Annotated in this window: 25 protein-coding genes and 1 pseudogene; 12 read left to right on the top strand and 14 right to left on the bottom strand. The window is 71.1% G+C overall.

Going from position 1 to position 23,808, the window contains the following annotated elements:
• Positions 1–92 precede the first annotated feature (92 nt).
• The 3 genes from ABD858_RS32750 to ABD858_RS32740 all read left to right on the top strand — a co-directional run bounded on the left by ABD858_RS32750 (position 93) and on the right by ABD858_RS32740 (position 2,036).
• Positions 93–554 carry a hypothetical protein gene (locus ABD858_RS32750; protein WP_345045072.1) on the top strand — a complete coding sequence of 154 codons (462 nt, stop codon included), beginning with the start codon at positions 93–95 and terminating at the stop codon, positions 552–554.
• 15 nt (positions 555–569) lie between these two features.
• Positions 570–1,331: a bestrophin-like domain gene (locus ABD858_RS32745; RefSeq protein WP_345034025.1), complete on the top strand. Its 762-nt coding sequence runs from the start codon at positions 570–572 to the stop codon at positions 1,329–1,331.
• A 168-nt stretch (positions 1,332–1,499) separates the two neighbouring features.
• Complete coding sequence (locus ABD858_RS32740; protein WP_345034026.1) at positions 1,500–2,036, top strand: cupredoxin domain-containing protein; 537 nt, start codon at positions 1,500–1,502, stop codon at positions 2,034–2,036.
• Between the two features lie 99 nt (positions 2,037–2,135).
• Here ABD858_RS32740 and ABD858_RS32735 read toward each other — a convergent pair whose 3' ends face one another.
• Positions 2,136–3,239, bottom strand: coding sequence for a hypothetical protein (locus tag ABD858_RS32735; protein ID WP_345034028.1), 1,104 nt, complete (start codon positions 3,237–3,239; stop codon positions 2,136–2,138).
• Positions 3,240–3,571: 332 nt separating this feature from the next.
• Here ABD858_RS32735 and ABD858_RS32730 point away from each other — a divergent pair, with 332 nt between their 5' ends.
• Positions 3,572–4,222 (top strand): class F sortase, encoded by a 651-nt coding sequence (locus ABD858_RS32730; protein ID WP_345034029.1) that lies wholly within the window; start codon positions 3,572–3,574, stop codon positions 4,220–4,222.
• A gap of 320 nt (positions 4,223–4,542) precedes the next feature.
• On the opposite strand, the gene ABD858_RS32725 is transcribed toward ABD858_RS32730, so the two are convergent.
• Positions 4,543–5,391, bottom strand: a complete 849-nt coding sequence (locus tag ABD858_RS32725; protein ID WP_345034031.1) for a polysaccharide deacetylase family protein — start codon at positions 5,389–5,391, stop codon at positions 4,543–4,545.
• Between the two features lie 288 nt (positions 5,392–5,679).
• On the opposite strand from ABD858_RS32725, the gene ABD858_RS32720 reads away from it, so the two are divergent.
• The 3 genes from ABD858_RS32720 to ABD858_RS32710 all read left to right on the top strand — a co-directional run bounded on the left by ABD858_RS32720 (position 5,680) and on the right by ABD858_RS32710 (position 7,249).
• Positions 5,680–6,243: a sigma-70 family RNA polymerase sigma factor gene (locus ABD858_RS32720; RefSeq protein WP_345034033.1), complete on the top strand. Its 564-nt coding sequence runs from the start codon at positions 5,680–5,682 to the stop codon at positions 6,241–6,243.
• Between the two features lie 106 nt (positions 6,244–6,349).
• Entirely contained in the window at positions 6,350–6,856 is a 507-nt protein-coding gene (locus ABD858_RS32715; protein WP_345034036.1) for a hypothetical protein, read from the top strand.
• A 96-nt stretch (positions 6,857–6,952) separates the two neighbouring features.
• Positions 6,953–7,249: a hypothetical protein gene (locus tag ABD858_RS32710; RefSeq protein WP_345034038.1), complete on the top strand. Its 297-nt coding sequence runs from the start codon at positions 6,953–6,955 to the stop codon at positions 7,247–7,249.
• A gap of 7 nt (positions 7,250–7,256) precedes the next feature.
• Here ABD858_RS32710 and ABD858_RS32705 read toward each other — a convergent pair whose 3' ends face one another.
• The 8 genes and pseudogenes from ABD858_RS32705 to ABD858_RS32670 all read right to left on the bottom strand — a co-directional run bounded on the left by ABD858_RS32705 (position 7,257) and on the right by ABD858_RS32670 (position 15,346).
• Positions 7,257–8,456 (bottom strand): sensor histidine kinase, encoded by a 1,200-nt coding sequence (locus ABD858_RS32705; RefSeq protein ID WP_345034039.1) that lies wholly within the window; start codon positions 8,454–8,456, stop codon positions 7,257–7,259.
• Positions 8,453–10,129, bottom strand: coding sequence for a sodium/solute symporter (locus ABD858_RS32700; protein ID WP_345034041.1), 1,677 nt, complete (start codon positions 10,127–10,129; stop codon positions 8,453–8,455). Before ABD858_RS32700 ends, ABD858_RS32705 begins: the two co-directional genes overlap by 4 nt.
• Positions 10,126–10,488 (bottom strand): hypothetical protein, encoded by a 363-nt coding sequence (locus ABD858_RS32695; RefSeq protein WP_345034042.1) that lies wholly within the window; start codon positions 10,486–10,488, stop codon positions 10,126–10,128. The genes ABD858_RS32700 and ABD858_RS32695 overlap by 4 nt, the downstream gene beginning before the upstream one ends.
• 45 nt (positions 10,489–10,533) lie before the next feature.
• The gene (locus ABD858_RS32690; RefSeq protein ID WP_345034043.1) at positions 10,534–11,289 is read right to left on the bottom strand and encodes a LytR/AlgR family response regulator transcription factor; all 756 of its coding nucleotides are present in this window, start codon (positions 11,287–11,289) and stop codon (positions 10,534–10,536) included.
• An 85-nt stretch (positions 11,290–11,374) separates the two neighbouring features.
• Entirely contained in the window at positions 11,375–12,235 is an 861-nt protein-coding gene (locus ABD858_RS32685; RefSeq protein ID WP_345034045.1) for an Fpg/Nei family DNA glycosylase, read from the bottom strand.
• A gap of 53 nt (positions 12,236–12,288) precedes the next feature.
• Positions 12,289–13,629 carry a wax ester/triacylglycerol synthase family O-acyltransferase gene (locus ABD858_RS32680; protein ID WP_345034047.1) on the bottom strand — a complete coding sequence of 447 codons (1,341 nt, stop codon included), beginning with the start codon at positions 13,627–13,629 and terminating at the stop codon, positions 12,289–12,291.
• A 104-nt stretch (positions 13,630–13,733) separates the two neighbouring features.
• A pseudogene (locus ABD858_RS32675) lies at positions 13,734–13,931 on the bottom strand (ATP-binding protein); the annotation flags it as partial.
• A gap of 185 nt (positions 13,932–14,116) precedes the next feature.
• Positions 14,117–15,346: a DUF6777 domain-containing protein gene (locus ABD858_RS32670; protein ID WP_345034049.1), complete on the bottom strand. Its 1,230-nt coding sequence runs from the start codon at positions 15,344–15,346 to the stop codon at positions 14,117–14,119.
• Positions 15,347–15,554: 208 nt separating this feature from the next.
• Here ABD858_RS32670 and ABD858_RS32665 point away from each other — a divergent pair, with 208 nt between their 5' ends.
• On the top strand, positions 15,555–16,994 hold the full coding sequence (locus tag ABD858_RS32665; protein WP_345034050.1) for a lipase maturation factor family protein: 1,440 nt from the start codon (positions 15,555–15,557) through the stop codon (positions 16,992–16,994).
• Positions 16,995–17,045: 51 nt separating this feature from the next.
• Here ABD858_RS32665 and ABD858_RS32660 read toward each other — a convergent pair whose 3' ends face one another.
• Positions 17,046–17,204 carry a hypothetical protein gene (locus ABD858_RS32660; protein WP_345045074.1) on the bottom strand — a complete coding sequence of 53 codons (159 nt, stop codon included), beginning with the start codon at positions 17,202–17,204 and terminating at the stop codon, positions 17,046–17,048.
• A 350-nt stretch (positions 17,205–17,554) separates the two neighbouring features.
• On the opposite strand from ABD858_RS32660, the gene ABD858_RS32655 reads away from it, so the two are divergent.
• Positions 17,555–18,109 (top strand): HD domain-containing protein, encoded by a 555-nt coding sequence (locus tag ABD858_RS32655; protein WP_345034051.1) that lies wholly within the window; start codon positions 17,555–17,557, stop codon positions 18,107–18,109.
• 1 nt (position 18,110) lies between these two features.
• Here the strand turns inward: ABD858_RS32655 and ABD858_RS32650 are convergent, their stop codons facing one another.
• On the bottom strand, positions 18,111–19,577 hold the full coding sequence (locus ABD858_RS32650) for an SDR family NAD(P)-dependent oxidoreductase (RefSeq protein ID WP_345034053.1): 1,467 nt from the start codon (positions 19,575–19,577) through the stop codon (positions 18,111–18,113).
• Between the two features lie 193 nt (positions 19,578–19,770).
• On the opposite strand from ABD858_RS32650, the gene ABD858_RS32645 reads away from it, so the two are divergent.
• Both ABD858_RS32645 and ABD858_RS32640 read left to right on the top strand, forming a co-directional pair.
• Entirely contained in the window at positions 19,771–20,301 is a 531-nt protein-coding gene (locus ABD858_RS32645; RefSeq protein WP_345034054.1) for a potassium channel family protein, read from the top strand.
• Positions 20,298–20,759 (top strand): hypothetical protein, encoded by a 462-nt coding sequence (locus ABD858_RS32640; protein ID WP_345034055.1) that lies wholly within the window; start codon positions 20,298–20,300, stop codon positions 20,757–20,759. The genes ABD858_RS32645 and ABD858_RS32640 overlap by 4 nt, the downstream gene beginning before the upstream one ends.
• Positions 20,760–20,763: 4 nt before the next feature.
• Here the strand turns inward: ABD858_RS32640 and ABD858_RS32635 are convergent, their stop codons facing one another.
• Positions 20,764–21,474 carry a (2Fe-2S)-binding protein gene (locus tag ABD858_RS32635; RefSeq protein ID WP_345034056.1) on the bottom strand — a complete coding sequence of 237 codons (711 nt, stop codon included), beginning with the start codon at positions 21,472–21,474 and terminating at the stop codon, positions 20,764–20,766.
• Between the two features lie 285 nt (positions 21,475–21,759).
• On the opposite strand from ABD858_RS32635, the gene ABD858_RS32630 reads away from it, so the two are divergent.
• Positions 21,760–22,719 carry a DMT family transporter gene (locus ABD858_RS32630; protein WP_345034058.1) on the top strand — a complete coding sequence of 320 codons (960 nt, stop codon included), beginning with the start codon at positions 21,760–21,762 and terminating at the stop codon, positions 22,717–22,719.
• Here the strand turns inward: ABD858_RS32630 and ABD858_RS32625 are convergent.
• Positions 22,689–23,807 carry a transglycosylase family protein gene (locus tag ABD858_RS32625; RefSeq protein ID WP_345034060.1) on the bottom strand — a complete coding sequence of 373 codons (1,119 nt, stop codon included), beginning with the start codon at positions 23,805–23,807 and terminating at the stop codon, positions 22,689–22,691. The genes ABD858_RS32630 and ABD858_RS32625 overlap by 31 nt on opposite strands.
• Between the last annotated feature and the right edge of the window lies 1 nt (position 23,808).

Genomic DNA, 23,808 nt, shown 5'->3' with positions numbered 1-23,808 from the left:
GTCCCAAACGCAAAGCGCCGAATGTCCCCCCATCGGAGGAATCCATTCGGCCATGGGACTGGCAGGCCACGGCCCGGTTCATGCTCCCCGTCGTGTACCGATCCCACCTGGCCGGGCGCCTGTTGGCAGCCGCGGCACTCTCCTGGCTGCTGCTCGCTCCTGCGCCGGCGGCGGCCGAGGACAACTGCGCCGTCGCCTCCATCACCGGCAGCGGACAGAACGCCTCCAACTCCGCGGTGGCGGTCTCCGGCCGCGGAGCCGTGTGTCCGCCGAAGCGCGCCCCCAAGCCGTCGCCGCCGCGTGTGCACCGTCCGGCCCCTCCACCACCGCCACCCCCTCCACCACCGCCACCCCCTCCACCACCGCCACCCCCTCCTCCGCCGCCCCCTTCCGTGCGGCCGACACCGCCCCCGCCGACGCCCGTCGCTCTCCCCGTCTACCGCAAGGCCAAGCGCATCAAGCCTTCAGGCGGGCCCTCCCTGGTCTCCCTCACCCTTCTCGTCACGGCCCCCGCGGTGCTCGCCGCCGCCGCGCTACGCCCCCGCTCCCGCTAGCAGCCGGAGGTTTCCATGTCGGAATGGCTCGTATTGACCCTCGCGATGGCCGCGGCCTGCGCCGTCGTCCTGACCATCGTCGTCATCAACAACCGCCGGGTCCGGGAGGACGACGACCCCTCCGAGACCCCCGACGTCATCGAATACATGACGATGATGATCGGCGTGGTGTACGCCATCGTGCTGGGCCTCGCCATCGCCGGCGTCTGGGAGGCCCGCGGCGCGGCCCAGGACTCGGTACGCCAGGAGGCCCAGGCGCTGCACGAGATCAGCGCCCGCGTCCAGGTCTACCCCGCGGAGGTGCGCGACCGGACCCGTGCGGACGTCGACGCGTATGTCTCGTACGTCGTCCGCAAGGAGTGGCCCCACATGTCCGAGCACGGCGAACTGACCGACAGGAGTGCCGCGCTGCTGGAGCGGGTGCGCCGCGACGTCACCGACTACCGCCCGGCGAACGACCACGAGGGTCAGGCCTACCAGCCGCTGGTCGACATGGTCGCCATGGCCGACGAAGCCCGCGGGGCACGCGGCGACAGTGCGGGCGCGACCATGCCGGGCGTCGTCTGGTTCGGCCTGATCACCGGGGCCCTGGTCACCGTGGGCCTGATCTTCACCCTGCAGATCCGCAGAAGCTTGCGGGAACTGCTGCTCGCGGGCCTGTTCAGCGCCCTGATCGCCTTCCTGCTCTTCCTGATCTGGGACTTCGACTCCCCCTTCAGCCATGGCATCTCGGCGGCCGTGGAGCCATACGTCGATCTCTTCCCGCACGCCCGCTGACACCTCCCGCCGCAGGGCGGCCGGGCGAGGGCAGGAGTGCCCCAAATGGGCGACACCGATCGCGACCCCAAGGGGGCACTCCTAGCGTTTCCGGTATCGAGGTGCATTCCCTGCCTTATGTGGAAACCGGTTCCGCAGCTGCCCCTCGGCAACCCCGGAGGAACGCCCATGCGCACGCCACGTGCCGCCGCGGCCGTCACCTTGCTCGGCGCCGCCGCACTCCCACTCAGCGCCCCCGCAGCGACGGCCAGTGTCGGCCAGGACGCCACGTCGTTCGGTTTCAGCGTCACACCCTCGACGGTCGCGCCCGGCGGAAGGGTCACACTGAACGTCACCGGCTGCCCCACGAGCACCTACGCCACCTCGGCCGTCTTCAACCCCGTCACCATCCCCAGAGACGGTTCGGCCGCGGCGATCGTCGACCGGGACGCCAGTCCGGGCGCGTCCTACCAGGTGACCTTCGACTGCAAAGGCGAGAAGGGACGGTCCGAGCTCACCGTCGCCGGGCCCGCCACGCTCCCGCCCACCATCAGCTCCACCGTCGCGCCGACCGTCTCACCGACCGGTGCGGTCAAGGGCGGTGTGGGCGGCGGCTCCCGGGGCCCGGAGGCCTGGGAGATCGCCGGGGGCCTCGCGCTGGTCACCGCCGCGTTCGGCGGCACCGTGTATGTCGTACGGCGGCGGTCGGGCAGGCGTCAGCCCTAACGGGCACGGCCGCGCGTACCGAACCGCCCGGAGCCCCGAGTCCCCTTGCCGGGACTCGGGGCTCCGGGCGGTTCGGGCCGACCGGGGAGGTTCGGGCGGTCAGGACCTGCCGCGGCTCGGACGGCGACGGCGCACGAGGAACACGCCGCCACCCGTGGCCGCCAGGGCGACCAAACCCGCACCCAGCGCCATCTCCGTGTCCGACGGCCCCCTGGAACCACCGAGACCGCCCTGCGCGCCAAGGCCCTGCAGCACGGTGAACCCGGCAGAAATCACACGGGAGTCGCCGTTGCACCTGATGAAGAGCGTGTAGTTCCCGGGGCCGGCGTCGTTGTAGACCCTCGCAGCGGCGAACCCGGTGGAGCCGGACGACAGCCTCACCTCGGGGAAAGCGTTGGACGTTATGGAGCCGCCGTTGCGGCAGCCGGCCGCGGTGATCGACAGCGTGCCGCCCTGATGGACCGAGGCCGGGCTGACGCGGACATCGTTCGGGTCGTTGCCGTTGCCGTTGCGGCGGTTGTTGTTGTTGCCGTTGTGTCGGTTGTTGTTACGGACGTTATGGCGGTTGTTGTTCCCGACGTTGTTACGGACGTTGTGGCGGTTGTTGTTGTGCCCGAAATTTTCGTTGCGGTGGTTGTTCCCGACGTTGTTCCCGACGTTACTGCCGACGTTGCTACCGACGTTGCTACCGAGATTGTTCCCGAAATTATTGACGACGTTGTTGCCGTTGCCGTTCCCGACGACGCTGTTTCCGGTCCCGATCCCGTTCCCGACAGTGTTATTTCCGGTCTCGGTCCCGCTCCCGACGGGGTTATTGCCGGTCCCGGTCCCGCTCCCGACGGGGTTATTGCCAGTGCCGGTCCCGGTCCCGACAGGGTTGTTACCAGTGCCGGTCCCGGTCCCGACAGGGTTGTTACCAGTGCCGATCCCGGTCCCGACAGGGTTGTTACCAGTGCCGATCCCGCTCCCGACAGGGTTGTTACCAGTGCCTATCCCGCTCCCGACGAAGTCATTTCCGGTCCCGACCCCGTTGCCGCCGATGCCATTCCCGTCCCTGTCCCCGCCTATGCCATTCCCGGTCCCGATCCCGCCGATGCCATTGCTGCTCCCGGTGCCGTTGCCGACAAGGCCGTCGTCTCCGGAGTTGGCGACAGCGGTCGACGAGGCCGAGAGCCCGAACGCCGCACAGGCGGCCACAGCCACCGCGCAGACTCGTGAAGCACGCATGGTGGAACCTCCTTGGGCAGGCGCCCCGAAGCGGCGCTCCGAGCAGTCGACGATTACGCCTCCCACGACAAACCCTCACTGGAGTGCATAGGAGCCGCATTCCGGTACTGGTCCACACTGGTGAGCGACACGCCGGAGGAACCCCTCCCTGGTTGACTGAGCCGCAGGTCACGGACTGTCAGAGGAATCGCCGGGGCGCGCTACCCGGATGGGGGCAGACAGTCCGCACCCGCCACCCGTTCGCCCGCCAGTCCTCGCCGACCCCACCGCCCCCACTTAGCGTGCGTACAGGCGATGAAGGGAGAACCATGCGCCGGGATTACAGCGGACTGGAGCCGAGGAGACGCCAGCCCTGGGGCGTCGTGGCTCTCGTCATGCTCACCGGCCTTGCGATGATGCGGAACGGGGTGGGCGGACCGGACGGCCCTCCACTGCCCGCCGCGTCGGCCAGACTCACCGGCCTGCCCTCTCCGTCGACTTCGGCCGCCGCTGTGCGGCCACTTCCCTATTCCGCCGCCGCCAAGATCCGAATCCCCGCGATCAAGGTCGACGCCCCGCTGATGGACGTGGGGGTCGACGCCGACGGCTGGATCGAGGCGCCGCCCGCGCAGGATCCCAACCTGGCCGGCTGGTACCAGAACGGCATATCCCCCGGGCAGAGCGGTACGGCGGTGATCGTCGGTCACGTCGACAACAATGCGGGCCCGGCGGTCTTCTACGGACTCGGCGCGCTGAAGAAAGGCAACCACATCGAGGTGACCCGCTTCGACGGTTCGACCGCGGTCTTCCAGGTCTACGGTGTCGAGGTGTTCGCCAAGAACAACTTCCCGGGCGCCCAGGTCTACGGAGACACCGGGTACCCGGAGCTGCGAGTGATCACCTGCGGCGGGGGGTACTCCCGGACCGGAGGCTACGACGGGAACGTCGTAGCCTTCGCCCGGCTCACGGCCACCCGCTGAACGAAGGCCAGGGGGTGCCCGGCGGAGCATGCCGGGCTCGCGACACCCTGCGACTCCGTCTCCCCCGTAGCCCTTCGGGCACGGGAGGCGCCATCGGCGTTGTCGTCAGTCGCCGATGTCCCCCCAGGTGCTACCTCGCCCGGCTACCTCCCCCGGCTACCGCTGGGGGTACCCCCGGCGGTGCCCCCCGCATGCGTGGACATCAGCGGCTCCGTGGCGGGCCTTCCTCCGCCCTGGATCCGAAGCCGCATGCGCACCAGCCGCTCCGCGGCGGGCGCTCGCCGATCCGGCATGATCCGCCGGACACCCCCTGGGCCTCCTCAGCGGCGCACCGGCGGCACGGTGATCCGATAGCCCTCGGTCAGCAGCTCCGGCAGATACGTGCGCAGTGCCGTCACGCTCTGCCAGCGGGCGCCACCGTAGTCGTGCTGGAGCACCACGGCACCCGGGCTCGCCCCGGCCCGTACCCTGCCGAGGATGGTGGGGACGCCGGGATCCCGCCAGTCGCTGCTGTCAAGGTTCCAGCCGAGCGGCTCCATGCCCAGCTCCGCGCCGACCTCGAAGGAGATCCGGTTCCAGGCTCCGTAGGGAGCGCGGTACCACTGCGGCGGCACGCCGACCATCCGCTCGATGGCCTCGCTGGTGCGGCCCAGTTCGTCACGGACCGCGGGCCGGGGCAGCTGATAGATCCGGGCATGGGACCAGGAGTGGTTGCCGACGACATGGCCGTCGTCGGCCATCTCGCGCAGCAGGTCCGGGTGTTCGGTGGCCCTTCCACCGCAGACCAGGAACATCGCCCGCACCTCGTGTTCGCGCAGGATGCGCAGGATCTCCGGGGTGTAGCGGGGATCGGGCCCGTCGTCGAAGGTGAGCACCATGGCACGGCCGAGCTCCGGCATCGCCAGGATGGGTCTTGTCCGTACGGGCGGCAGCGGGGGCCGGTAGCGCTCGGGCGCGTACGACGTCATGGGCTGGAGCCGGTACGCGGCGGCGGAGGGCGGCCGCCCGGCCGGCGCGCCGGCCACGGGGGCGGAAGATGGTTGCACGGGCCGGGAGGCGGGTGTCCCGTCCCCCTCCAGGGTCATCAGCCGGAGGACGGCGCCGGCTCCGAGACAGCCGACGGCGCGCAGCATCGTCCGCCGCCCGACATGGCTCTGATGCTTTTTCATGAGGTATGACGCGCATCGTGGAACCCTCCACGGCCTCAGCGACACCGGCCGCCCGGCGGAAAACACCCGTTCAGCGGCGTTGCCGGCCGTCCGGCGCGGGCTGCCTTTCGGCATCCCGGTGCCCATGCGCTGCGCCGGTTGAACGGCTCCGGCGACCGTTCACCGCACCGCTCACCGCTCCGTTCGACCGTTCGTCGCACACTTCCGTACGCCGACTGTCCCTGCGAGCCCGTTTGCGCTCCCATACGTGCCTGCGGGCAGCGAACCGCCCGGGAAAGGACGTTCACGGTGACCACGGCAAGCACAGCGATCACGTCATCAGCGCCGACGGGACAGCGCACTGAAGAACAGGAACTGGCCGAACTGCAGCGGGTGCACGGCCCCGCGCTCTTCCACTTCCTGCTCGGTCTGACGTTCGGTGACCGGCAGCGGGCCGAGGACCTGCTCCAGGAGACACTGGTACGTGCCTGGCAGCATCCCGAGGCGTTCGGCGGCCCGTACGAGTCGATGCGCCCCTGGCTGTTCACCGTGGGCCGGCGGCTCGCCATCGATGCCCGCAGGTCGAGGCAGGCCCGGCCCGCGGAGGTCAGTGACGGCGTACTGGCGGCCACCCCGTCCACCGGGGACCACACCGAGAGCTCGGCCGCCGCCATCGACGTCCGCGCGGCCGTACGTTCCCTGAGCGCCGAGCACCAGGCGGTCCTGGTACAGATCTACTTCCGCGGGCTCGGCGTGAACGAGGCCGCCGAGGTGCTCGGCATCCCACCCGGCACGGTCAAATCCCGTTCGCACTACGCGCTGCGTGCGCTCGGCCGTGCCCTGCCCGGCTACGCCGGAGCACAGGCGGCGTAGGTTCCTCGGTACAAGTGACGGATCCTGTCCTTCCGGCCACGCGGGGCGGGCGTCGCGGGTTCAATGCTGCCGAGAGCGCGTACGGAAAACGGAAGAGGCGAGACGGATGCGTCCGGAGGGTACCAACGGGACCAGTGGTGACGAACTGCTGGTGCCCATGGCTTGGCTGTACGCCGAGTACATCGCCGACGAACTGCTGCGCACCGGCGACCTGATGCCGCCGACGACACTGGAGTTCCGGGCCGGGCGGAACGCCCTGGCGCTGACCGTCTTCCTCTCCGACGGTCCGGTGGACGGTGCCCGGCTGCCGGCCCGGCTCGACGAGTGGCTTTCCCTCACCGCGGACGGCCGGCCCTGGCACGAATGGGTGTGCGAACAGCTGAACGGACTGGACGCGGAGGACTTCGAGGCGGGCGGGCACGATCCCGACCTGCCTCTGGCCCGGGCGGCCTGGCGGTGGCTGGAGGAGACCGAGCTCCTGGCGGCCGACCTCAACGCGGTCGGCCCGGCCGCGGCGGACGTGCGGGGCGGCACCGAGGACGAACCGCGGATCTGGACGCCGGCCTGGCAGCTGGGCCTGCCGCTCGGTCATCTCTCCATCCATCTGTTCTGAGGTCCGCCTACGGATGGCGGCTTCGGCCGTGCACCTCACAGGGCGGGCTGGTCGACTGGGGAGCAGGAATCCTCCTCGACCGAGAGCGAGCGGATCGTGGCGATCATCGTGGTGATGGATGCCCCGGGTGGCACCCAGGCTCAGTACGAGCAGATCTGCAACAAGCTGACGAATGGCCGCGGCCTGGTCCACAGCCCCCACGACTGGCCCGTGGCCGGGCTCCGCGCGCATGTCGCGGGGCCCACCGGCGACGGATGGTTCGTGGCGGACGTCTGGGATTCCATCGAGGACTTCCACCGGTTCGCGGAGATCCTCGCACCGTACCTGCGCGAGGTCGGTTTCCCGGACGTCGAGCCGCGGGTCCTGAGCTCCTTCAACCTCGTGACCGCGTAGGTCCTGATCAGTGCGCAGGCGATACGGGTGAGGAGTGCACGCCCGCACGGTACTTGGGCACCCGTACCGTGATCTTCATACCGGCCCCGACGCCGGTCTCGATGACGAGGCCGTACTCGTCGCCGTACACCTGACGCAGCCGTTCGTCCACATTGAGCAGCCCGATACCGGTGCCCGCGCCGCCCTCGCCGCGCAGGATCCGCCGCAGCCGGTCCGGTTCCATGCCGACGCCGTCGTCCTCGATCACCACTTCCGCCTCGTTGCCCGCGTCGAGCGCGCAGATGGTGATACGGCTGCTGCTGACCGCGCCCTCCAGGCCGTGCTTGACGGCGTTCTCGACCAGCGGCTGGAGGCACAGGAACGGCAGCGCGACCGGCAGTACTTCGGGCGCCACCTGGAGGGTCACCGAGAGACGTTCGCCGAAACGGGCGCGTACCAGTGCCAAGTACTGGTCGATGGAGTGCAGTTCATCGGCGAGCGTGGTGAAGTCGCCGTGCCTGCGGAAGGAGTAGCGGGTGAAGTCGGCGAACTCCAGCAGGAGTTCACGCGCCTGCTCCGGATCGGTGCGGACGAACGACGCGATCGCGGCCAGCGAATTGAAGATGAAGTGCGGGGAGATCTGGGCGCGCAGCGCCTTGATCTCAGCCTCGATCAGCCGGGTGCGGGAGCGGTCGAGCTCGGCGAGCTCCAGTTGCACGGAGACCCAGCGCGCCACTTCGCCGACGGCCCGGGCCAGTACCGCCGACTCGCGCGGGGCGTACGCCACCAGGGTGCCCAGCACCCGGTTGTCGACCGTCAGCGGGGCCGCCACCGCCCAGCGCAGCGGACAGTCGAGATCCTCGCAGCCGGGCACGAACGCCTTGTCCCGTCCGGTCTCCAGCAGCCCGCCGACCTGGCCGAGGACCTGTCCGGCGTGATGCTCCCCCACCCCGTCCCAGACGAGCACCCGCTCCCGGTCGGTCAGGCACAGCGCGTTCGTGCCGAGCAGCGAACGCAGCCGGCGGGCCGCCTTGCGGGCGCTGTCCTCGGTCAGCCCGGAACGCAGCGGAGGCGCGGCCAGCGAGGCGGTGTGCAGTGTCTCGAAGGTGGCGTGTTCGACGGGTGTGCCGACATCGCTGGGGCGAGCCGCCCGGACGGTGCGGCGGCCGAGCAGGAAACCGGCGGCCAGCAGCAGCGGCACCGACGACAGCAGCAGTGCGTACATCATGCGTTCCTCCCGGACCGGGTGAGCGCCTCCGGCAGATGAAAACGCGCCATGGCGGCATTGGTGCCGGGCGGAATCCTGTCGGGTGTGGCCAGCGACACCAGGATCATGGCGAGGAAGCCCACCGGTACGGACCACAGGGCGGGCCAGGCCAGCAGGGTGCGCAGCACCCCCGGCCGCACCGCGCCGCTCACCGTGACGGCGACCGCGACCAACGCCGAGCCGCCGCCGAGCAGCAGCCCGGCCGCCGCACCCGGCGGGGTCATCCGACGCCACCAGATGCCGAGGACCAGCAGCGGACAGAACGACGAGGCGGACACGGCGAAGGCCATGCCCACGGCGTCGGCGACCGGCACCGCGCGTATTCCCAGGGCGCCGGCCAGCGGTACGGCCATGGCGAGCGCGGTGGCCAGCCGGAAGTGCCGTACCCCGCGGGACGGCAGCACGTCCTGGGTGAGCACCCCGGCGACCGCCAGGGTGAGGCCCGACGCGGTGGACAGGAAGGCGGCGAAGGCGCCGCCCGCCACCAGTGCGCCGAGCAAATCACCCGGGAGGCCGCCGATCATCCGCTCCGGGAGCAGCAGCACCGCGGCGTCGGCTTCGGCGGTGAGGGTGAGTTCGGGGGCGTACAGCCTGCCCAGTGCGCCGTAGACGGGCGGCAGCAGATAGAACGCGCCGATCAGTGCGAGGACGACGACGGTCGTGCGGCGCGCGGCGCGGCCGTCGGGGCTGGTGTAGAAGCGCACCACGACATGAGGCAGGCCCATGGTGCCGAGGAAGGTGGCCACGATCAGTCCGTAGGTGGCGTACATCGGATGCTCGGCACGGCGGGTCGTGGCAGGTATTCCGGTGCCTCGGGTGAGGGTGAGCCGGGTGTCCGCCCCGATGCGGTGGGTTCCCGCGGCGAGCCGGACCGGGGAGTCGTCGTGGCGGCGGCCGTCCACCGTGCCGGTGACGGTCGCGTCGAGCGGGGCGGCGAGCCGGAGTTCGAGCGGTTCCGCGATCCGTACCGTGCGCTGCTCGCGCAGCGCGACCGGTTCGTCGAAGGCGGCCTTCGGCCGTCCGTCTCCCTGCCAGGCGAGCACCAGGAACAGCGCCGGCACCAGCAGCGCGGTGAGCTTCAGCCAGTACTGGAAGGCCTGGACGAAGGTGATGCTGCGCATGCCGCCGGCGGCCACCGCGAGCACCACCACGACGGCGACCAGCACGGACCCCAGCCAGCCCGGCGCACCGGTCAGGATGTCGAGCGTCAGGCCCGCGCCCTGGAGCTGCGGTACGAGATAGAGCCAGCCGGCACCGACCACGAGCACGCTCACCAGCCTGCGCAGCCGCCGGGATTCGAGCCTGCCCTCGGCGAAGTCGGGCAGGGTGTACGCGCCGGAGCGGCGCAGCGGGGCGGCGACGAAGAGCAGCAGCACGAGATGGCCCGCGGTGTAGCCGACGGGGTACCAGAGCATGTCGGGGCCGTCGACCAGCACCAGGCCCGCGATGCCGAGGAAGGAGGCCGCGGAGAGGTACTCGCCGCTGATGGCGGCGGCGTTGAGGGCGGGCCGCACGGTGCGTGAGGCCACGTAGAAGTCGGAGGTGGTGCGGGAGATGCGCAGCCCGAAGCCGCCGACGAGGACGGTGGCGAGGAAGACGACGGCGACCGCGGCCACCGCATAGCCCTGGCTCACGGTGCGGGGCGGCCTTCCACGAGACGTGCGAAGTCCCGCTCGTTGCGCTCGGCCCGGCGGACGTACCACCAGGCGATCAGCGGCAGCGGCGGGTAGGCGGCGAAGCCCAGCACCACCCAGACGACAGTGGTGCTGCGCAGGGCGAGAAAGGCGACCGGGAGCGTGGCGACGACAAGGACGACGGCGGCGAAGGCGGTGAGTCCGGCGCGCAGCTGGCCGCGCATCAGGGACCGCACATAGGCACCGCCGAGCGCGGTCTGCTCGTCGATCTCCGACTGCGCGCGGTAGCGGGGCAGCGGCCGTACCCGCCGTGGCTCGCCCGTCACGACCTCGCGTTGCGGTGACTGATCGGCGGACACGGCCCGGAGTCTACGCAGCACCATGCCGGACGGGGAAGGCCCTGGTCAGCGAGTGGACCGGCGCATCAGCAGATCGCGCAGCGTCCTGGCGTGCCGCCGGCTGACCGGGAGTTCGGCGTCGCCGACGCGCACGCTCGTGCTGCCCGCGTCCAGCCGGAGTTCATCGATGCGGGCGAGGGCGACAAGATGGCTGCGGTGGATGCGTACGAAGCCGTGGGCGCGCCATCGCTCCTCCAGCGTGGAGAGCGGGATACGGACCAGATGGCTGCCGGTGTCGGTGTGCAGCCGGGCGTAGTCGCCCTGGGCCTCGGCATAGGCGATGTCCTGGACGGCCAGGAACCGTGTCACTCCGCCCAGTTCGACGGGGATCTGGTCGGTGCCGGGGGCCGCCGCGGGCGAGGGAGCGCGGCCGCCGACGAGTTCGGCGACGCGTCGTACGGCCTCGGCGAGCCGTTCCCTGCGGACGGGTTTGAGGACGTAGTCGACCGCCTTCAGGTCGAAGGCCTGGACGGCGAACCCCTCGTGGGCAGTGACGAAGACGATCAGCGGAGGTGCTGCGAAACCCGCGAGCAGCCGGGCGATGTCGAGTCCGGTGAGCCCGGCCATGTGGATGTCGAGGAAGACGACGTCGATCCCGGAATCGTCGCCCGGGGCCGCCTCCAGGGCCGCGCCGATGCGGCGCAGTGCCTCGGTGGCGCTGGTGGCACCTTCCGCCGTGCGTATCCGGGGGTCACGGCGCAGCAGATAGAGCAGTTCCCCGAGGGCCGGTTCTTCGTCGTCGACGGCAAGTACACGCAGCATGCGGTCATCTTCGACGATCCGGGCGGCAACTCAAGCCCGTCCGGAGTCCGGGTCGGCGGCGAGGTCCTGACCGGCCGGACAGGGCCTACTTCAGCAGCCGGGACATCCTCCGGTCGGCCAGCGGTTCTCCGCCGGTCTGGCAGGTGGGGCAGTACTGCAGCGACGAATCGCTGAACGAGACCTCCCGGATGGTGTCGCCGCACACCGGGCACGGCTGACCGGTGCGGCCGTGCACGCGCAGGCCGATCTTCTTCTCCGCCTTCAGCTGCCCGGCGGCAAGGCCGTGGGACCGTGTCACGGCCGCGGTCAGCGTGTCGCGCATGGCCTGGTACAGCGTGGTGATCTCGTCATCGGTCAGCCGGGCGACCGGTTTGAACGGGGACATCCTCGCGGCGTGCAGGATCTCGTCGCTGTACGCGTTGCCGATGCCCGCGATGAGACTCTGGTCGCGCAGCGCACTTTTCAGCCGGCGCCGCTCCCCGGAGAGCAGGGCCGCGAGGTCGTCCCGGCCGAAGTCCGCGGCCAGCGGGTCGGGGCCGAGCCGGGCGATGCCCGGCACCTCACCCGGCCGGTGCACGACGTACACGGCGAGTCCCTTGTGGGTGCCCGCCTCGGTGAGGTCGAAGCCCTGGCCGTCGACGAGGGCCACCCGCAGCGCGAGTGGGCCCTTGCCCGGCCGCGGCAGACCGTCCGGCAGCTGGTCCCGCCACTGGAGCCAGCCCGCCCTGGCGAGATGGACGACCAGGTGGAGTCCGCCCGCCGCGATGTCGAGGAACTTCCCGTGCCGGGCCACGGCCGTGACGGTGCGGCCCTCCAGGGCGGTGACGGGCGGGTCGTACGTCTTGAGCACACTGACCGCGACGGGCAGCATACGGGCGATCTCCTGACCGACCAGGTGATCGGTCAGGAACTCTCCGAGTGCTTCGACCTCCGGCAGCTCCGGCATGCTTCCAGCGTGCCCCGGGCGGAGCGGGATGTCCTCCGCGGGCCGGGACCGGATCAGGGCCCGATGACCTTGAGCAGATCGTGCAGCTCCTCCCCCATGCAGTCCGCCAGCCGGTCCGCGTCGGGCACCGCCCTGCCGTCGGCGACCAGTCCTACGTGCACCCGGCCGCCGTACGTCGACAGGGCCACCGCGAGCGACTGTCCGCGGGCCAGCGGGGCCATGGGATAGATCTCGCGCAGCGGGCGGCCGCCGAACGACAGCGCGGAGCGCGGCAGGGGAACGCTGGTGACGAGGATGTCGAAGAGCATCCGGGCCGCGTTGCCGGCCAGGGGGGCGCCGAAGCGGTGGGCCAGGGAGGGGAGCTGGTCGGCCAGCACGGCCACGGCGCCGGCTCCGCGGGCCGGGCCGGCGCTCTTGTTGCGGTCCATCGCGGTACGGACGGCCTGCAGGCGCGCCTCGGGATCGTCCTCGGAGACGGGCAGGCCCAGCAGGTACGCGGAGAGCTTGTTTCCGGAGCCGGGCGGGCTGCCGGGGCGGCGGCGGGACACCGGGACGAGGGCGCGCGGGTCCGCGCCGGGGAGGCGGTCGCCGCGTTCGAGCATCCAGCGTCGCAGCGCACCCGCGGTCAGCGCGAGCAGGACGTCGTTGGCGGTGCCGCCCGAGGCGCGGCGGACACGCTGGACGTCCTCCAGGTCGAGCACGGCGGTGGCGAGGCGGCGGGTGCCGCTGGAGCTCGCGGCGAGGGCGGAGGAGGCGCCCAGTTCCAGTCTGCTGGCCCGCATGACGGAGGCACCGATGCCCAGCGCCCGGCCGAGTTCCTCCACCCGGCCCTTGGCCAGGTCCGCGACCTGGCCCGGGCCCGGCAGCCAGGACTTGGAGGCGACAGGGCGATGGCGACGGCTGCCGCCGGCCCGGCTGTCGGCCATCTGGTCGAGGATGCCCGCACCGATGGCGACGGCCCGCATCCCGTCCGCCAGCGCGTGGTGCAGCTTCACCAGGACGGCGAAGGGCTCCTCGGGGGCACCGGTCAGGACGTACATCTCCCAGGGTGGCCGTCCGCGTCGGAGCGGCCGTTCCATCAGCTCGCCGGCGAGGTCCACGGCGCGGCCCGCGAAGTTGCCGGCGCCGAGCCGGACATGGCGCACATGGCGCCGTACGTCGAATTCCTTGTGGGTGACCCAGGCGGCGCCACCGACCGGCAGCCAGACGTCCCGTACCCGCATCCTCAGCCGGGGGATGTCGGCGGCGCGGTCGGCCAGGAGGTCCAGGATCTGCTCTCCGCCGAGGTCCGGGGAGGGATCGAAGACGGCGAGCGCACCGAGATGCATGGGGTGTGCGTCGGATTCGAGGTGCCAGAACGCGAGGTCCAGGGGGGCCAGCAGTTCCGTGCTCAAGGGATCACCACTCTGTCGGACCATCAGAAGCGGGGGGTGGAGACCGAAGTCAAGCGCCATCGAATGGTTACGGTCAAGAGCTAACACGTCACGTATGGTTACTGTCACGTTTCGTTCATCCGATGACGTTCCGGGATGATGAACTCACACCACACGGATTTTCCGCTGCCCCGCGGATCCACACCCCATACACCATCCGGCCGGTCCACGAGCATCAGCCCGCGGCCCGAGACGCCCGACTCCCCCGCCTCGCGACGCCTGGGCAGCGCGCTGGAGCCGTCGTTGGCCTCGACCCGCAGCCGTACCCCGCCCTGACCGGTCGAACACCTCGAGGCCGGTCCGGTCCATGTGCAGCAGCCCGCTGTCGAGGTCCCAGTCGAAGCAGCCCATGCGATTGAGGACGAGGCTCAGATCCGGGTGTGCGGGCCGGCCCTCCTGGAGCGACAGGCTGCCGGATACCCGATCAGCCATGTGGCCACTTCTGTCATCATTCCCCCGATTTCACGGCCGGTGGGACTGCCGCACCGGCCGCCTCGAAACCGTCGTCCGGTCCAGGCGGCAGGCCACTGCCCGGATCCTCGGTCTCCGACAGGTCCGGACAGCCGGGCCAGAGGTCGGACGAGCCGGTCCCGCCGGGCGGACACTGCGTGATGTCCGGTGCGGTGCCGCCGTCGTCGGGCGCGAAGGGCTCGAGACCGTCCGGGGCGGGGCCGTCCGGACGGGGAGCCTCGGGGGTCGACGGTTCGGGCAGGCTGGTCCCCCGGCCGGCGCTCTCCGGCAGAGGGCTGTCGGGAGTGGCGCCACGTGGCTGCCGACTGTCGGGCAGTTGGGGCAGTTCGGGCAGCGAGGTGTCGGGCTGCGGGCTCGGCGAGCTCGGGCTGAGCGGTCCTGTGATGTCGTCGCCGGGGTCGTGCGGCGGCATGACCCGCGGAGTTCTGTCCCGCGCCCCCGTGTCACCGGTCTTCCGCTCGATCCAGGTGTTGGTCGCGATGTTCACGATGATCAGGGAATCGATCGTGTGTACCGCGGGAACGATGACGACCGCCCGCTCGGGCCGGTACCCGGCCCATCGCACACCCTTGTGCACCGCCCCGGCACGGGTGGCATCCGGCGGGCGCAGCGGATTGCCGCAGGTGCAGCGCAACCGCGGGGCGCCGTGGCTGTCGACGAGAACGGGCGTGCCCGCCTGGAGCAGGGACTGGAAGGTCTTCGCGGCTCCGTCGCGGTATCCGCTGCTGGTGAACCGTGTGTCGGCCCGCAGCAGGACGGGGGTGAGCCCGCGCAGGAAGGCCGGGATGCTGTGCCGGTCGACGCCGGCGGCCTTGGCGAACACCCCGGCCTTGACGGGGTCCGCGGTGAGCAGGCGCACCTGGCGTTCCACATCGCAGCTCGACCGCGAGCGGGTCCCGCCGTACAGCCCGGCCACCGACCCGGAGATGGTGCGCAGCTGCGTACTGATGCCCGTACGGTTGATGCCCTTGGCGGCGGGGCTCGCGGGCGTGGTCACCGTGGGTGTGGGTACAGGCGGCGCGGGCAGGGGCGCGACGGCTGTGGATTCGGTGAAGGGATCGGGGCCCTGCTCGGCGAGGGGCTGAAGAACGATCTCCTGCGGGCCCGAGGCGCGCTCGCCGCCGCCGCAGCCCGTCAGGCCCGCGGCCAGGATCCCGGCCGCCAGGACGGCGGCCGGGAAAGCCTGTCTTCGGAGGGGTGAGCGCACGAAGATCTCCCGCCTGTACGACCTGAATTGCTCCTTGCCGTCCGGACTGCTGCTTACTGTCTGCCGTATCCCGTACCACCCCGCAAGCCGGATTGACTCGCACGGGTGGTTCGCCCTGCCCGTGGGACGACGGCAGGGGGCAGCGGCAGGTCGAGGCGGAGCCGATACTGGACGTAGGGCGATACCGGCGTCCGAGGAGCGCCCACAGATGGAGTGGTTCGTCGCACCCGACTACTGGCTGAGCCGGCTGGTCTTCCAGCGGGGCCTCGCCGCGCTGTATCTGGTCGGTTTCCTCTCCGCGGCCCTCCAGTTCAAAGCGCTCATCGGCGAGCGTGGCATGCTCCCGGTCCCCGACTACGTCCGGTACGTGCCATGGCGGCGGGCGCCGAGCCTGTTCCAGGCGCACTACTCCGACCGGTTCTTCGCGCTCTGCTCGTGGACCGGCGTGACGCTCGCCCTGGCACTGATCGCGGGCGCGGACGGCCTTCTGCCGCTGTGGGGGGCGATGCTGCTGTGGGCGCTGCCCTGGGCGCTGTATCTGTCGATCGTCAACGTCGGCCAGACCTGGTACGCCTTCGGCTGGGAATCGCTGCTGCTCGAGGTGGGCTTCCTCGCGATCTTCCTCGGCAACGACCATACGGCCCCGCCGCTGCTGGTGCTGCTGCTGTTGCGCTGGGTACTGGTCCGTGTGGAGTTCGGCGCCGGACTGATCAAACTGCGCGGCGACGCATGCTGGCGCAAACTTACCTGTCTCTACTTCCACCACGAGACCCAGCCCATGCCGGGCCCGCTGAGCTGGTTCTTCCACCATCTGCCGAAGCCGCTGCACCGGGTGGAGGTGGCGTGCAACCATGTGGCGCAGCTTCTGCTGCCGATCCTGCTGTTCACCCCTCAGCCGATCGCGACCGGAGCGGCCCTGGCGATCGCCTTCACCCAGTTCTGGCTGGTGATCTCCGGCAATTTCGCCTGGCTGAACTGGGTGACGATCCTGCTGGCCCTGTCGGCGGTGGACGGCTCGCTGATCGCCTCACCGCCCGCGCTCCCGGCCGCGCCCGTCTGGTACGAGGCCGTGGTCGTCACCCTGACCGTGTTCGTGCTCTGGCGCAGCTACCAGCCCGTACGCAATCTGCTCTCGCGCAGCCAGGTGATGAACCGCTCCTTCGACCCGCTCCACCTGGTCAACACCTACGGTGCGTTCGGCACGGTGAGCCGGGTCCGTCAGGAGGTGGTGGTCGAGGGCACGGACGAGGAGGTGCCGCACCGGGACGGAAAATGGCGGGAATACGGCTTCAAGGGAAAGCCGGGTGATCCGCACCGGCTGCCGCGCCAGTACGCCCCGTACCATCTGCGGCTCGACTGGCTCATGTGGTTCGCGGCACTCTCCCCCGCCTACGCCCGCGCCTGGTTCGGGCAGTTCGTCGAGCGGCTGCTGGTGAACGACCGGGACACGCTGCGGCTGCTGGCCCACAATCCGTTCCCGGACAAGCCGCCCAGATACGTCCGGGCCCGGCTCTATCTCTACCGCTTCTCCACCTGGCAGGAACTGCGGTCGACCGGGGCGTGGTGGCACCGGACGCCGATCCGGGACTTCCTGCCACCCACCACTCTCGAGGAGGAGGAGTATGGCTGGACAGAACGCGGCAGGTGAGGCGCCGTTGCCCCGGCCGTCGGGCCGGGGGCAACGGGCGAAGTGTCCGGGTCAGTCGATACCGGGCAGAATATGCGGCTCCGCGAGGTCCTCCTCGTAGCCGGCCAGTCGGATCGGGGCCGATCTGGCCCAGACCTCGAGGTTGCCGAGCTTCTCCGGCTCGGCCGCCCGTTCGCAGGGTTCCGCCGGACCTTCTTCGCGCTTCGTCATTTCTGGTGTCACCGCGCACTCCTCTGTGTCGGGTAACTCCGGACGTACGACGCCACGGTCTCTGACCGGTCGCCGCCGCCGGTGGTTCATGGGCTTGGCCGTTCGGACGCGGTGGCGCCGGTGTTCGGGCGGGACCGCGGCCCTCGGTGCGGGCCTGCCCCTGGACATGCCAGAGGGTTGGTGAGCCCCTTGTCGGCCGTCCGTCCGCACCAGACTAACCAAATGAGCGGGGTCGCGCTCGATGGGGCCGGTTCCTTTGCGTCAACTTTCCTTCGCTCGCCGTTCAGAGCGGCGTTATCCGGCCATGATCTGCTGAATTGCGGCGATCACACCACGGGGAGGAGTACCGCATGAGACCGCGCAGCGTCGACGAACTGATGGACCTCCTGCACGCCTGCCGCGGCGCCTGGGACACTCCCGACCGCAGTGGCGACCCCGTCGACCTGCACGATCACGCCCTGCAGACGGCGCATCTGCTGCGCCGCTTGCACCCCAGCGACAAGGAACTCCAGGTCGCGGGACTCGTACACGACCTCGGGCATCTGCTGCGTCCGGGCGATGACGTGGGACACGCGGACCACGCCGCGGACGCCGTGCGACCACTGCTCGGCGAGCGGGTGGCCCGGCTCGTACAGCTGCATGTCCCGGCGAAGCGCTATCTGGCGGCCGTCGAGCCGGGACGGCTCCTCTCGCCCCGCAGCGCGGTGACGCTGGGGGCGCAGGGCGGGGAGATGTCCCGGGAGGAGGCAGCCGCGTTCGCCCGCGACCCGCTGGCGGAGGCTGCGGTGACGCTGCGGCAGGCCGACGACGCGGGAAAGGTCATCGGCCTGGACGCGGGCGTCATGGAGGACTGGCGGCCGGTCCTGGAGCTGGTGGGCGTACGCCGCATGGCCGCCCGCCGCTGACCTACCACTTCGCGGACACGTAGTCCTTGAGGAAGCAGCCGTACAGGTCCTCGCCCGCCTCACCGCGCACGATCGGGTCGTAGACCCGGGCCGCGCCGTCGACCAGGTCGAGCGGGGCATGGAAGCCGGCCTCGGCCAGCCGCACCTTGTCGGGGTGCGGGCGCTCGTCGGTGATCCAGCCGGTGTCCACGGCCGTCATCAGGATCGAGTCCCTCTCGAACATCTCCTCGGCGCTGGTGCGGGTGAGCATGTTCAGCGCGGCCTTGGCCATGTTCGTGTGCGGGTGACCGGCTCCCTTGTAACCGCGGCTGAAAACACCCTCCATGGCCGAAACATTCACCACGTACTTGCGGTGGGCCTTCGCCGCCGCCATCGCCGGGCGCAGCCGGCTGATCAGGATGAACGGTGCGGTGGAGTTGCACAGCTGGACTTCGAGCAGCTCGACCGGGTCCACCTCCTCGACCGTCTGGATCCAGGTGTTGGTGGCGTCCAGGTCCGGCACGAGTCCACCGGCGTCGATGGCGGTGCCCGCCTCGATCCTGGCGAGCGAGGCGGAGCCGCTGACAAGTGCGAGCTCTGTCACGTCCTGGGCGGTCAGCCCTTCGCCGTCCCGGGCGGCCGGCAGCGCGGCCACAGGGTCCACCGCGCCGCTGCCGAAGGCGCCGAACACCTCGGACGCGGGCAGCTCGCCGGCGGGCAGCGGGGCCGACTCGGCGGCGACGAGCTCGCTGTAGGCGCGCGGGGAGCGGCGTACCGTCTGCGCGGCGTTGTTGATCAGAATGTCCAGCGGCCCCTCGGCGGCCACCGAGTCGGCAAGCGCGACGACCTGCGCCGGGTCACGCAGGTCTATGCCGACGATCTTGAGGCGGTGGATCCACTCGTCGCTGTCCGGCATCGCCTTGAAGCGGCGGATGGCGTCCTTGGGGAAGCGAGTCGTGACCGTGGTGTGCGCACCGTCACGCAGCAGCCGCAGCGCGATGTACATGCCGATCTTGGCCCGGCCGCCGGTCAGCAGCGCACGTCGGCCCGTCAGGTCCGTACGGGCGTCGCGGCGGTCCCTGTTGAAGGCCGCGCAGTCCTGGCACAGCTGGTGGTAGAAGACGTCGACCTCGACGTACCGGGTCTTGCAGGTGTAGCAGGACCGGGGTCGCTGAAGTATGCCCGCGATCTCGCCCTTCGCCGAGGAGGAGGGCAGCAGCCCCTGCGTCTCGTCGTCGATCCGGTCGGCCGAGCCGGTGGCAGTGGCCTCGGTGACGGCCTTGTCGTGGGCGGTCTTGGCGGCGCGGCGCTCCTGGCGGCGGCGCTGCTTCACCGTGCGGTAGATGCCCGCGGTGGCGCGCCGGACCGTGATCGCGTCCGGGTGGTCGATCTCCAGCTGGTCCAGCTCGTCCAGCACGCTCAGGCAGACAGCCAGCCGTTCGGGGTCGATGCCGGGACCGTACTCCTGGCTTTCCTGTGTCACCGTCATCGCCGCTGCTTTTCCTCGTGTCCCTCGTACGCCGGCGTTCCCCGTGTCGAACGCGCCCCGACAAGTTTGCCATGAGCCGCACAGGCCCCCGGTCCGGGCGGCGGGCCGGCCACTGCCCGGCCGGTGCGCGTCCGCCCCCCGTTCGGCCGACCCGGGCTGGTGGACCCGGGCCTGCCGCCGGATGCTCGGAAACGTGCGGAAGACAGCCGCCGGACCGGCGCCGGTATGGGCCTGGAGCGTCCTGGGAATCACGGTGGCCTCGATGGTGGCCGCCTACTTCCTGCTGCCGCTGAACTGGTTCGGGCCGCAGCGGCCGGTGCTCAGCTGGACCGTCCTCATCCTGGCCCTCACGCTGATCGCCGTACTGCTGCTGGTTCAGATCTGGTATGTCGTGACGGACCGCGAGGGCACCCATCCGGGAATCGTGATCCTCCTGTTGGTGTGCCTGTCGGTGCTCGTCTTCTCCGCCGGGTACTACGGCCTGGCCAAAGAGCCGGGTCAGTTCTCGGGGCTGCACACCCGGCTCGACGCGCTGTACTTCACCGTGGTGACACTCGCGACGGTGGGGTACGGAGACATCACCGCCCAGGGCCAGACCGCTCGGGTGCTGGTCATCCTGCAGATCGTCTACAACTTCGTCTTCCTGACCGCCGCGGCGACCTCGCTCAGCCGGAAGGTGCGCAGCCGGCTCGACAAGCGGCTGAGGCGTACCGGCCCGCGGTGACCGCGCTTCGCGCGTCACGCATCCGTCTCGGCGTCGATCTGCCGGGGGGCGACAGCGGCGAGGAGGACGGCGTGGTCCGACAGTATCCCGTCCGCGTGGAGCATGGCGAAATCGGCGACGGCGCGGGCGAAGACATCGGCGCCGCCCGGCCATGGCGGATCGACACCGGCTCCGGTTCCCGGGTGGTGGCCTGGCGCCGCTGCACATCCAGCGGGTCGGGCCGGTCGACAGCCGCGATCCACTGGCCGTGCGAGGAACGGGACAGCCGCTTGCGTACGGCCCGACAGTGCCGGATCCGTTCGGCCGGGCCGGCCATCGCATGGTCATTGCTGTTCGGATCAGCGCTGTTCATGTCAGCCCGGGAGGTCATCGTCTTCTCCCTGTCCGGTTCGACCGTACGATTTGAACCTCCTGCCCGGGCTCCGCTGCCGCCGCCATTTGCGGAGCCGTTCGGGTGAGGGATCAGCTCTTGCGCGACGGCGCGGACCGGCCCGGAGCGGCGAAGACGCAGTCTCCGCAGAGCCCTCCGCCGGGGACGCGGTAGTAGAGGCAGCAGCCGGCGCGGCGGAAGGCCGTGCCGTTCAGGGTGCCGTCCGAGAGATCGGGGTGTGCGAAGAGGCCGGCGCCCAGCTCACGGGCCCTGCGGGCCGCCTCCGGACGGCCGTGGACGCGGGCCCAGCGGTCGAGTTCGCGGACGGCTCCGGCGAGGGCGGATCCGGCGTCGCCCCACAGCAGCCGGGGTGAGACACGGCATTCGCGGCGCATCGCCTGGGCGAGCGGGGCGAGATGGGCGTACTGCACCGCCTCCCGGATCCCCTCCACGGTGGCCTCGCCGGCCGCGGGACCCTCCGTCCACAGATCGTCCGGCGCGGCCGCGGCGGGATCCCAGCGCAGCACTGCGGGCGCGAGACCGGGCAGTATCCCGTGCAGCGCGGCAGGGGCCAGCGCGACCGACCAGAGCCGGGAGGCGAGCCCCTGGTAGGCGAGGGAGGCGGCGACCCTGCGCTCGTCCGTGCGCAGCCGGGCGGCGACCGTGTCGATGCGTGCGCGGAGCGCCGCCGAGCGTCCCGTGTACACCTCGGCGAGCGGGACATGGGAGCCGCCGCCCGGCGGGTCCGTCCGCAGGGCGAAGAAACCGCCCGGTGCCGCTGCCGGCTCTGCCCTGTCGTCCACGATCCCCCTCGTCACCCACGCGTGGTGTCCTGCCCGAAGTGCGGCGAGTCCGCACCACGCACACCGTAACGATGACACGGTGACGCCCCGCCCCCGCCGACGGGCGCCGCGGTGGCGGGGGCATGCTTCGACCCCGAGACCGAAGGGGGAGACCTGTCACCCGTTCCGGGGGTGGCGGAGGCCCGGAACAAGACTTCCGGCGTAGGGGCGTACTCCATCGGCAGTACGACCCATTGCCTGCTCAAGAACGACGACGTGACGGGTCGGACAGGACATCGTGGACCCATGAGTGCCCTCGCGCTGTCCGTGCTGTTGTCCCTGGTCTCCGCGGTCGCCTACGCCGCCGCGGCGATCGTCCAGGAGCGCGTGGCCGCGGCCGCCCCCGATCGCCCGTACGCGCCGATGCGGCACGCCGGGTGGTGGGGCGCCGTGCTGCTCAACGGACTCGGCGCGGTGCTCCATGTCGTCGCCCTGGCGTACGGGCCACTGAGCCTGGTCCAGCCGCTGGGCGCGCTGACCATCGTCTTCGCCCTGCCGATGGCCGCCCTTCTGGTCCGGCGCCGCGCCGGTACCACCGCGTGGCGTGGTGCGGTCATGGCCACGGCCGGTCTGGCCGGGCTGCTGGCGCTGACCGGCGGCGCGGACAGGGATTCGTTGAGCGGCCCGGCGCGCACCATCCTTGCCGCGGTGACCTTCACGGGCGTGGCCGCGCTGTTCCTGACCGCGCGTCGGGTGCGCGAACGAGCAGTCAGGGGTGTGGTGCTGGCTGCCGGCGCGGGGGTCGCCTTCGGCATGGCTTCGGTGTTCACCAAGACGGTGGCGGCGGACTGGTCCTGGAGCGCCTCCTTGCGCGGGCTGCCGACGCTGTTGGTGATCGCCGCTCTCGCGGCCTCCGGGCTGCTGCTCTCCCAGGCGTCCTACCGGGGTGCGGGACTCGCGGCCCCGCTGGCGACGGTGACGGTGGTCAATCCGGTGGCCGCCGCCGCCGTCGGGATCACGCTCTTCGGGGAGCACTTCCGGTACGGCGTGGCGGGTAGGGTGCTGGCGCTCGGCTGCGGCGCGGTCGCCGCGGGCGGGCTGATTCTGCTGACGACGGAACGTCCGGGCACCACCGCGCCGGCGCGTCCGGAGCCGCTGCCGCTGTCCGGCGTTCCGGAGCAGCGGACCGGGGCGGCCGACGCACTTCAGGTGTCCGGCTGCGCCGCGCAGCCCGGTCAGAACGTGACGCCGCCCGCCCTGAGGTAGCCCAGCGGATCGATGTCCGTGCCGTATTCGGTTCCGGTCCGCACCTCGAAGTGGAGGTGCGGACCGGTGCTGTTGCCGGTGGAACCCGAGCGGGCGATCCGCTGACCGCTGTTGACCTTCTGGCCTTCGCGCACGCTGTATGCGGAAAGGTGGGCGTACTGGCTGTATCTGCCATCGGTGTGCCGGATGACGACCTGGTACCCGTACGCCCCGGCCCAGCCGGCCGAGACGACCGTGCCCGCGGCGACAGCCTTGACGGAGGTGCCCGTGGCGACCGGGAAGTCGACACCCGTGTGGTAGCCGCTGGCCCAGGCCGAACCGGCCCTGCGGTAGGGGGTGCTGGGCGTCGCGTCGACGGGCGCCGAGAGCGCGGAGGCCGCCCTGACCTCGGTGTTGTGCCGTACCTGCTTCGTCGTGGGCTTCGGCTTCGGCTGGGCCTGGGGCTCGGCCCGGGCGGGGCGCGGGCGGGCAGACGCGTCGAGCCGGAGCCGCTGGCCGGGAACGATCAGATCGGGATCGTCGCCGATGACCGCGCGGTTCGCGGCGTACAGCCGCTGCCACCCGCCCCGTACCCGACGGCTTTCGGCGATACGGGAGAGAGTGTCGCCGCCGACGACGGTGTAGCTCTCGCGCGGGCCGGGGACCGTCGTCGCGGCCCCGGCGTTCTTCGGCTCGGGCGTACTGCCCGGGGTGTTACCGGGTGCGTCGCCGCCCCGGGTGAGGCCCGCGCGGACCGAGCAGGTGGGCCAGGCGCCCGGGCCCTGCCCGTCCAGGACCTTCTCCGCGACGGCGATCTGCTGGCCCTTGGTCGCCAGATCGGCGCGGGGTGCGTAGGCCCTACCCCCGTAGGCCTCCCAGGTGGACTGGCTGAACTGGAGTCCGCCGTAATAGCCGTTGCCGGTATTGGTGTTCCAGTCGTTCGTCGACTCGCAGGCCGCGACCTTGTCCCAGACGTCCACCGGCGCCGCGTCCGCGGACCCCGGGGCGATCAGCGGCAGGGCCATGCCCGCACCGCCCGCGGTGACGGCGAGTGACGCCCGGTTGATACGGCTCGGCTGGTACCGGCGGTGGCGCCCGCGGTCGGCCATG

The organism is Streptomyces sannanensis (assembly GCF_039536205.1).
Lineage (GTDB): Bacteria > Actinomycetota > Actinomycetes > Streptomycetales > Streptomycetaceae > Streptomyces > Streptomyces sannanensis.
This window is presented reverse-complemented; position numbering and strand designations above follow the sequence as displayed.

Coding starts and splice junctions, on each gene's coding strand:
- ABD858_RS32745 (WP_345034025.1), top strand. CDS start 570: ATGTCGGAATGGCTCGTATTGACCCTCGCGATGGCCGCGGCCTGCGCC.
- ABD858_RS32740 (WP_345034026.1), top strand. CDS start 1,500: ATGCGCACGCCACGTGCCGCCGCGGCCGTCACCTTGCTCGGCGCCGCC.
- ABD858_RS32730 (WP_345034029.1), top strand. CDS start 3,572: ATGCGCCGGGATTACAGCGGACTGGAGCCGAGGAGACGCCAGCCCTGG.
- ABD858_RS32725 (WP_345034031.1), bottom strand. CDS start 5,391: ATGAAAAAGCATCAGAGCCATGTCGGGCGGCGGACGATGCTGCGCGCC.
- ABD858_RS32715 (WP_345034036.1), top strand. CDS start 6,350: ATGCGTCCGGAGGGTACCAACGGGACCAGTGGTGACGAACTGCTGGTG.
- ABD858_RS32705 (WP_345034039.1), bottom strand. CDS start 8,456: ATGATGTACGCACTGCTGCTGTCGTCGGTGCCGCTGCTGCTGGCCGCC.
- ABD858_RS32690 (WP_345034043.1), bottom strand. CDS start 11,289: ATGCTGCGTGTACTTGCCGTCGACGACGAAGAACCGGCCCTCGGGGAA.
- ABD858_RS32685 (WP_345034045.1), bottom strand. CDS start 12,235: ATGCCGGAGCTGCCGGAGGTCGAAGCACTCGGAGAGTTCCTGACCGAT.
- ABD858_RS32665 (WP_345034050.1), top strand. CDS start 15,555: ATGGAGTGGTTCGTCGCACCCGACTACTGGCTGAGCCGGCTGGTCTTC.
- ABD858_RS32660 (WP_345045074.1), bottom strand. CDS start 17,204: ATGACGAAGCGCGAAGAAGGTCCGGCGGAACCCTGCGAACGGGCGGCC.
- ABD858_RS32655 (WP_345034051.1), top strand. CDS start 17,555: ATGAGACCGCGCAGCGTCGACGAACTGATGGACCTCCTGCACGCCTGC.
- ABD858_RS32650 (WP_345034053.1), bottom strand. CDS start 19,577: ATGACGGTGACACAGGAAAGCCAGGAGTACGGTCCCGGCATCGACCCC.
- ABD858_RS32630 (WP_345034058.1), top strand. CDS start 21,760: ATGAGTGCCCTCGCGCTGTCCGTGCTGTTGTCCCTGGTCTCCGCGGTC.
- ABD858_RS32625 (WP_345034060.1), bottom strand. CDS start 23,807: ATGGCCGACCGCGGGCGCCACCGCCGGTACCAGCCGAGCCGTATCAAC.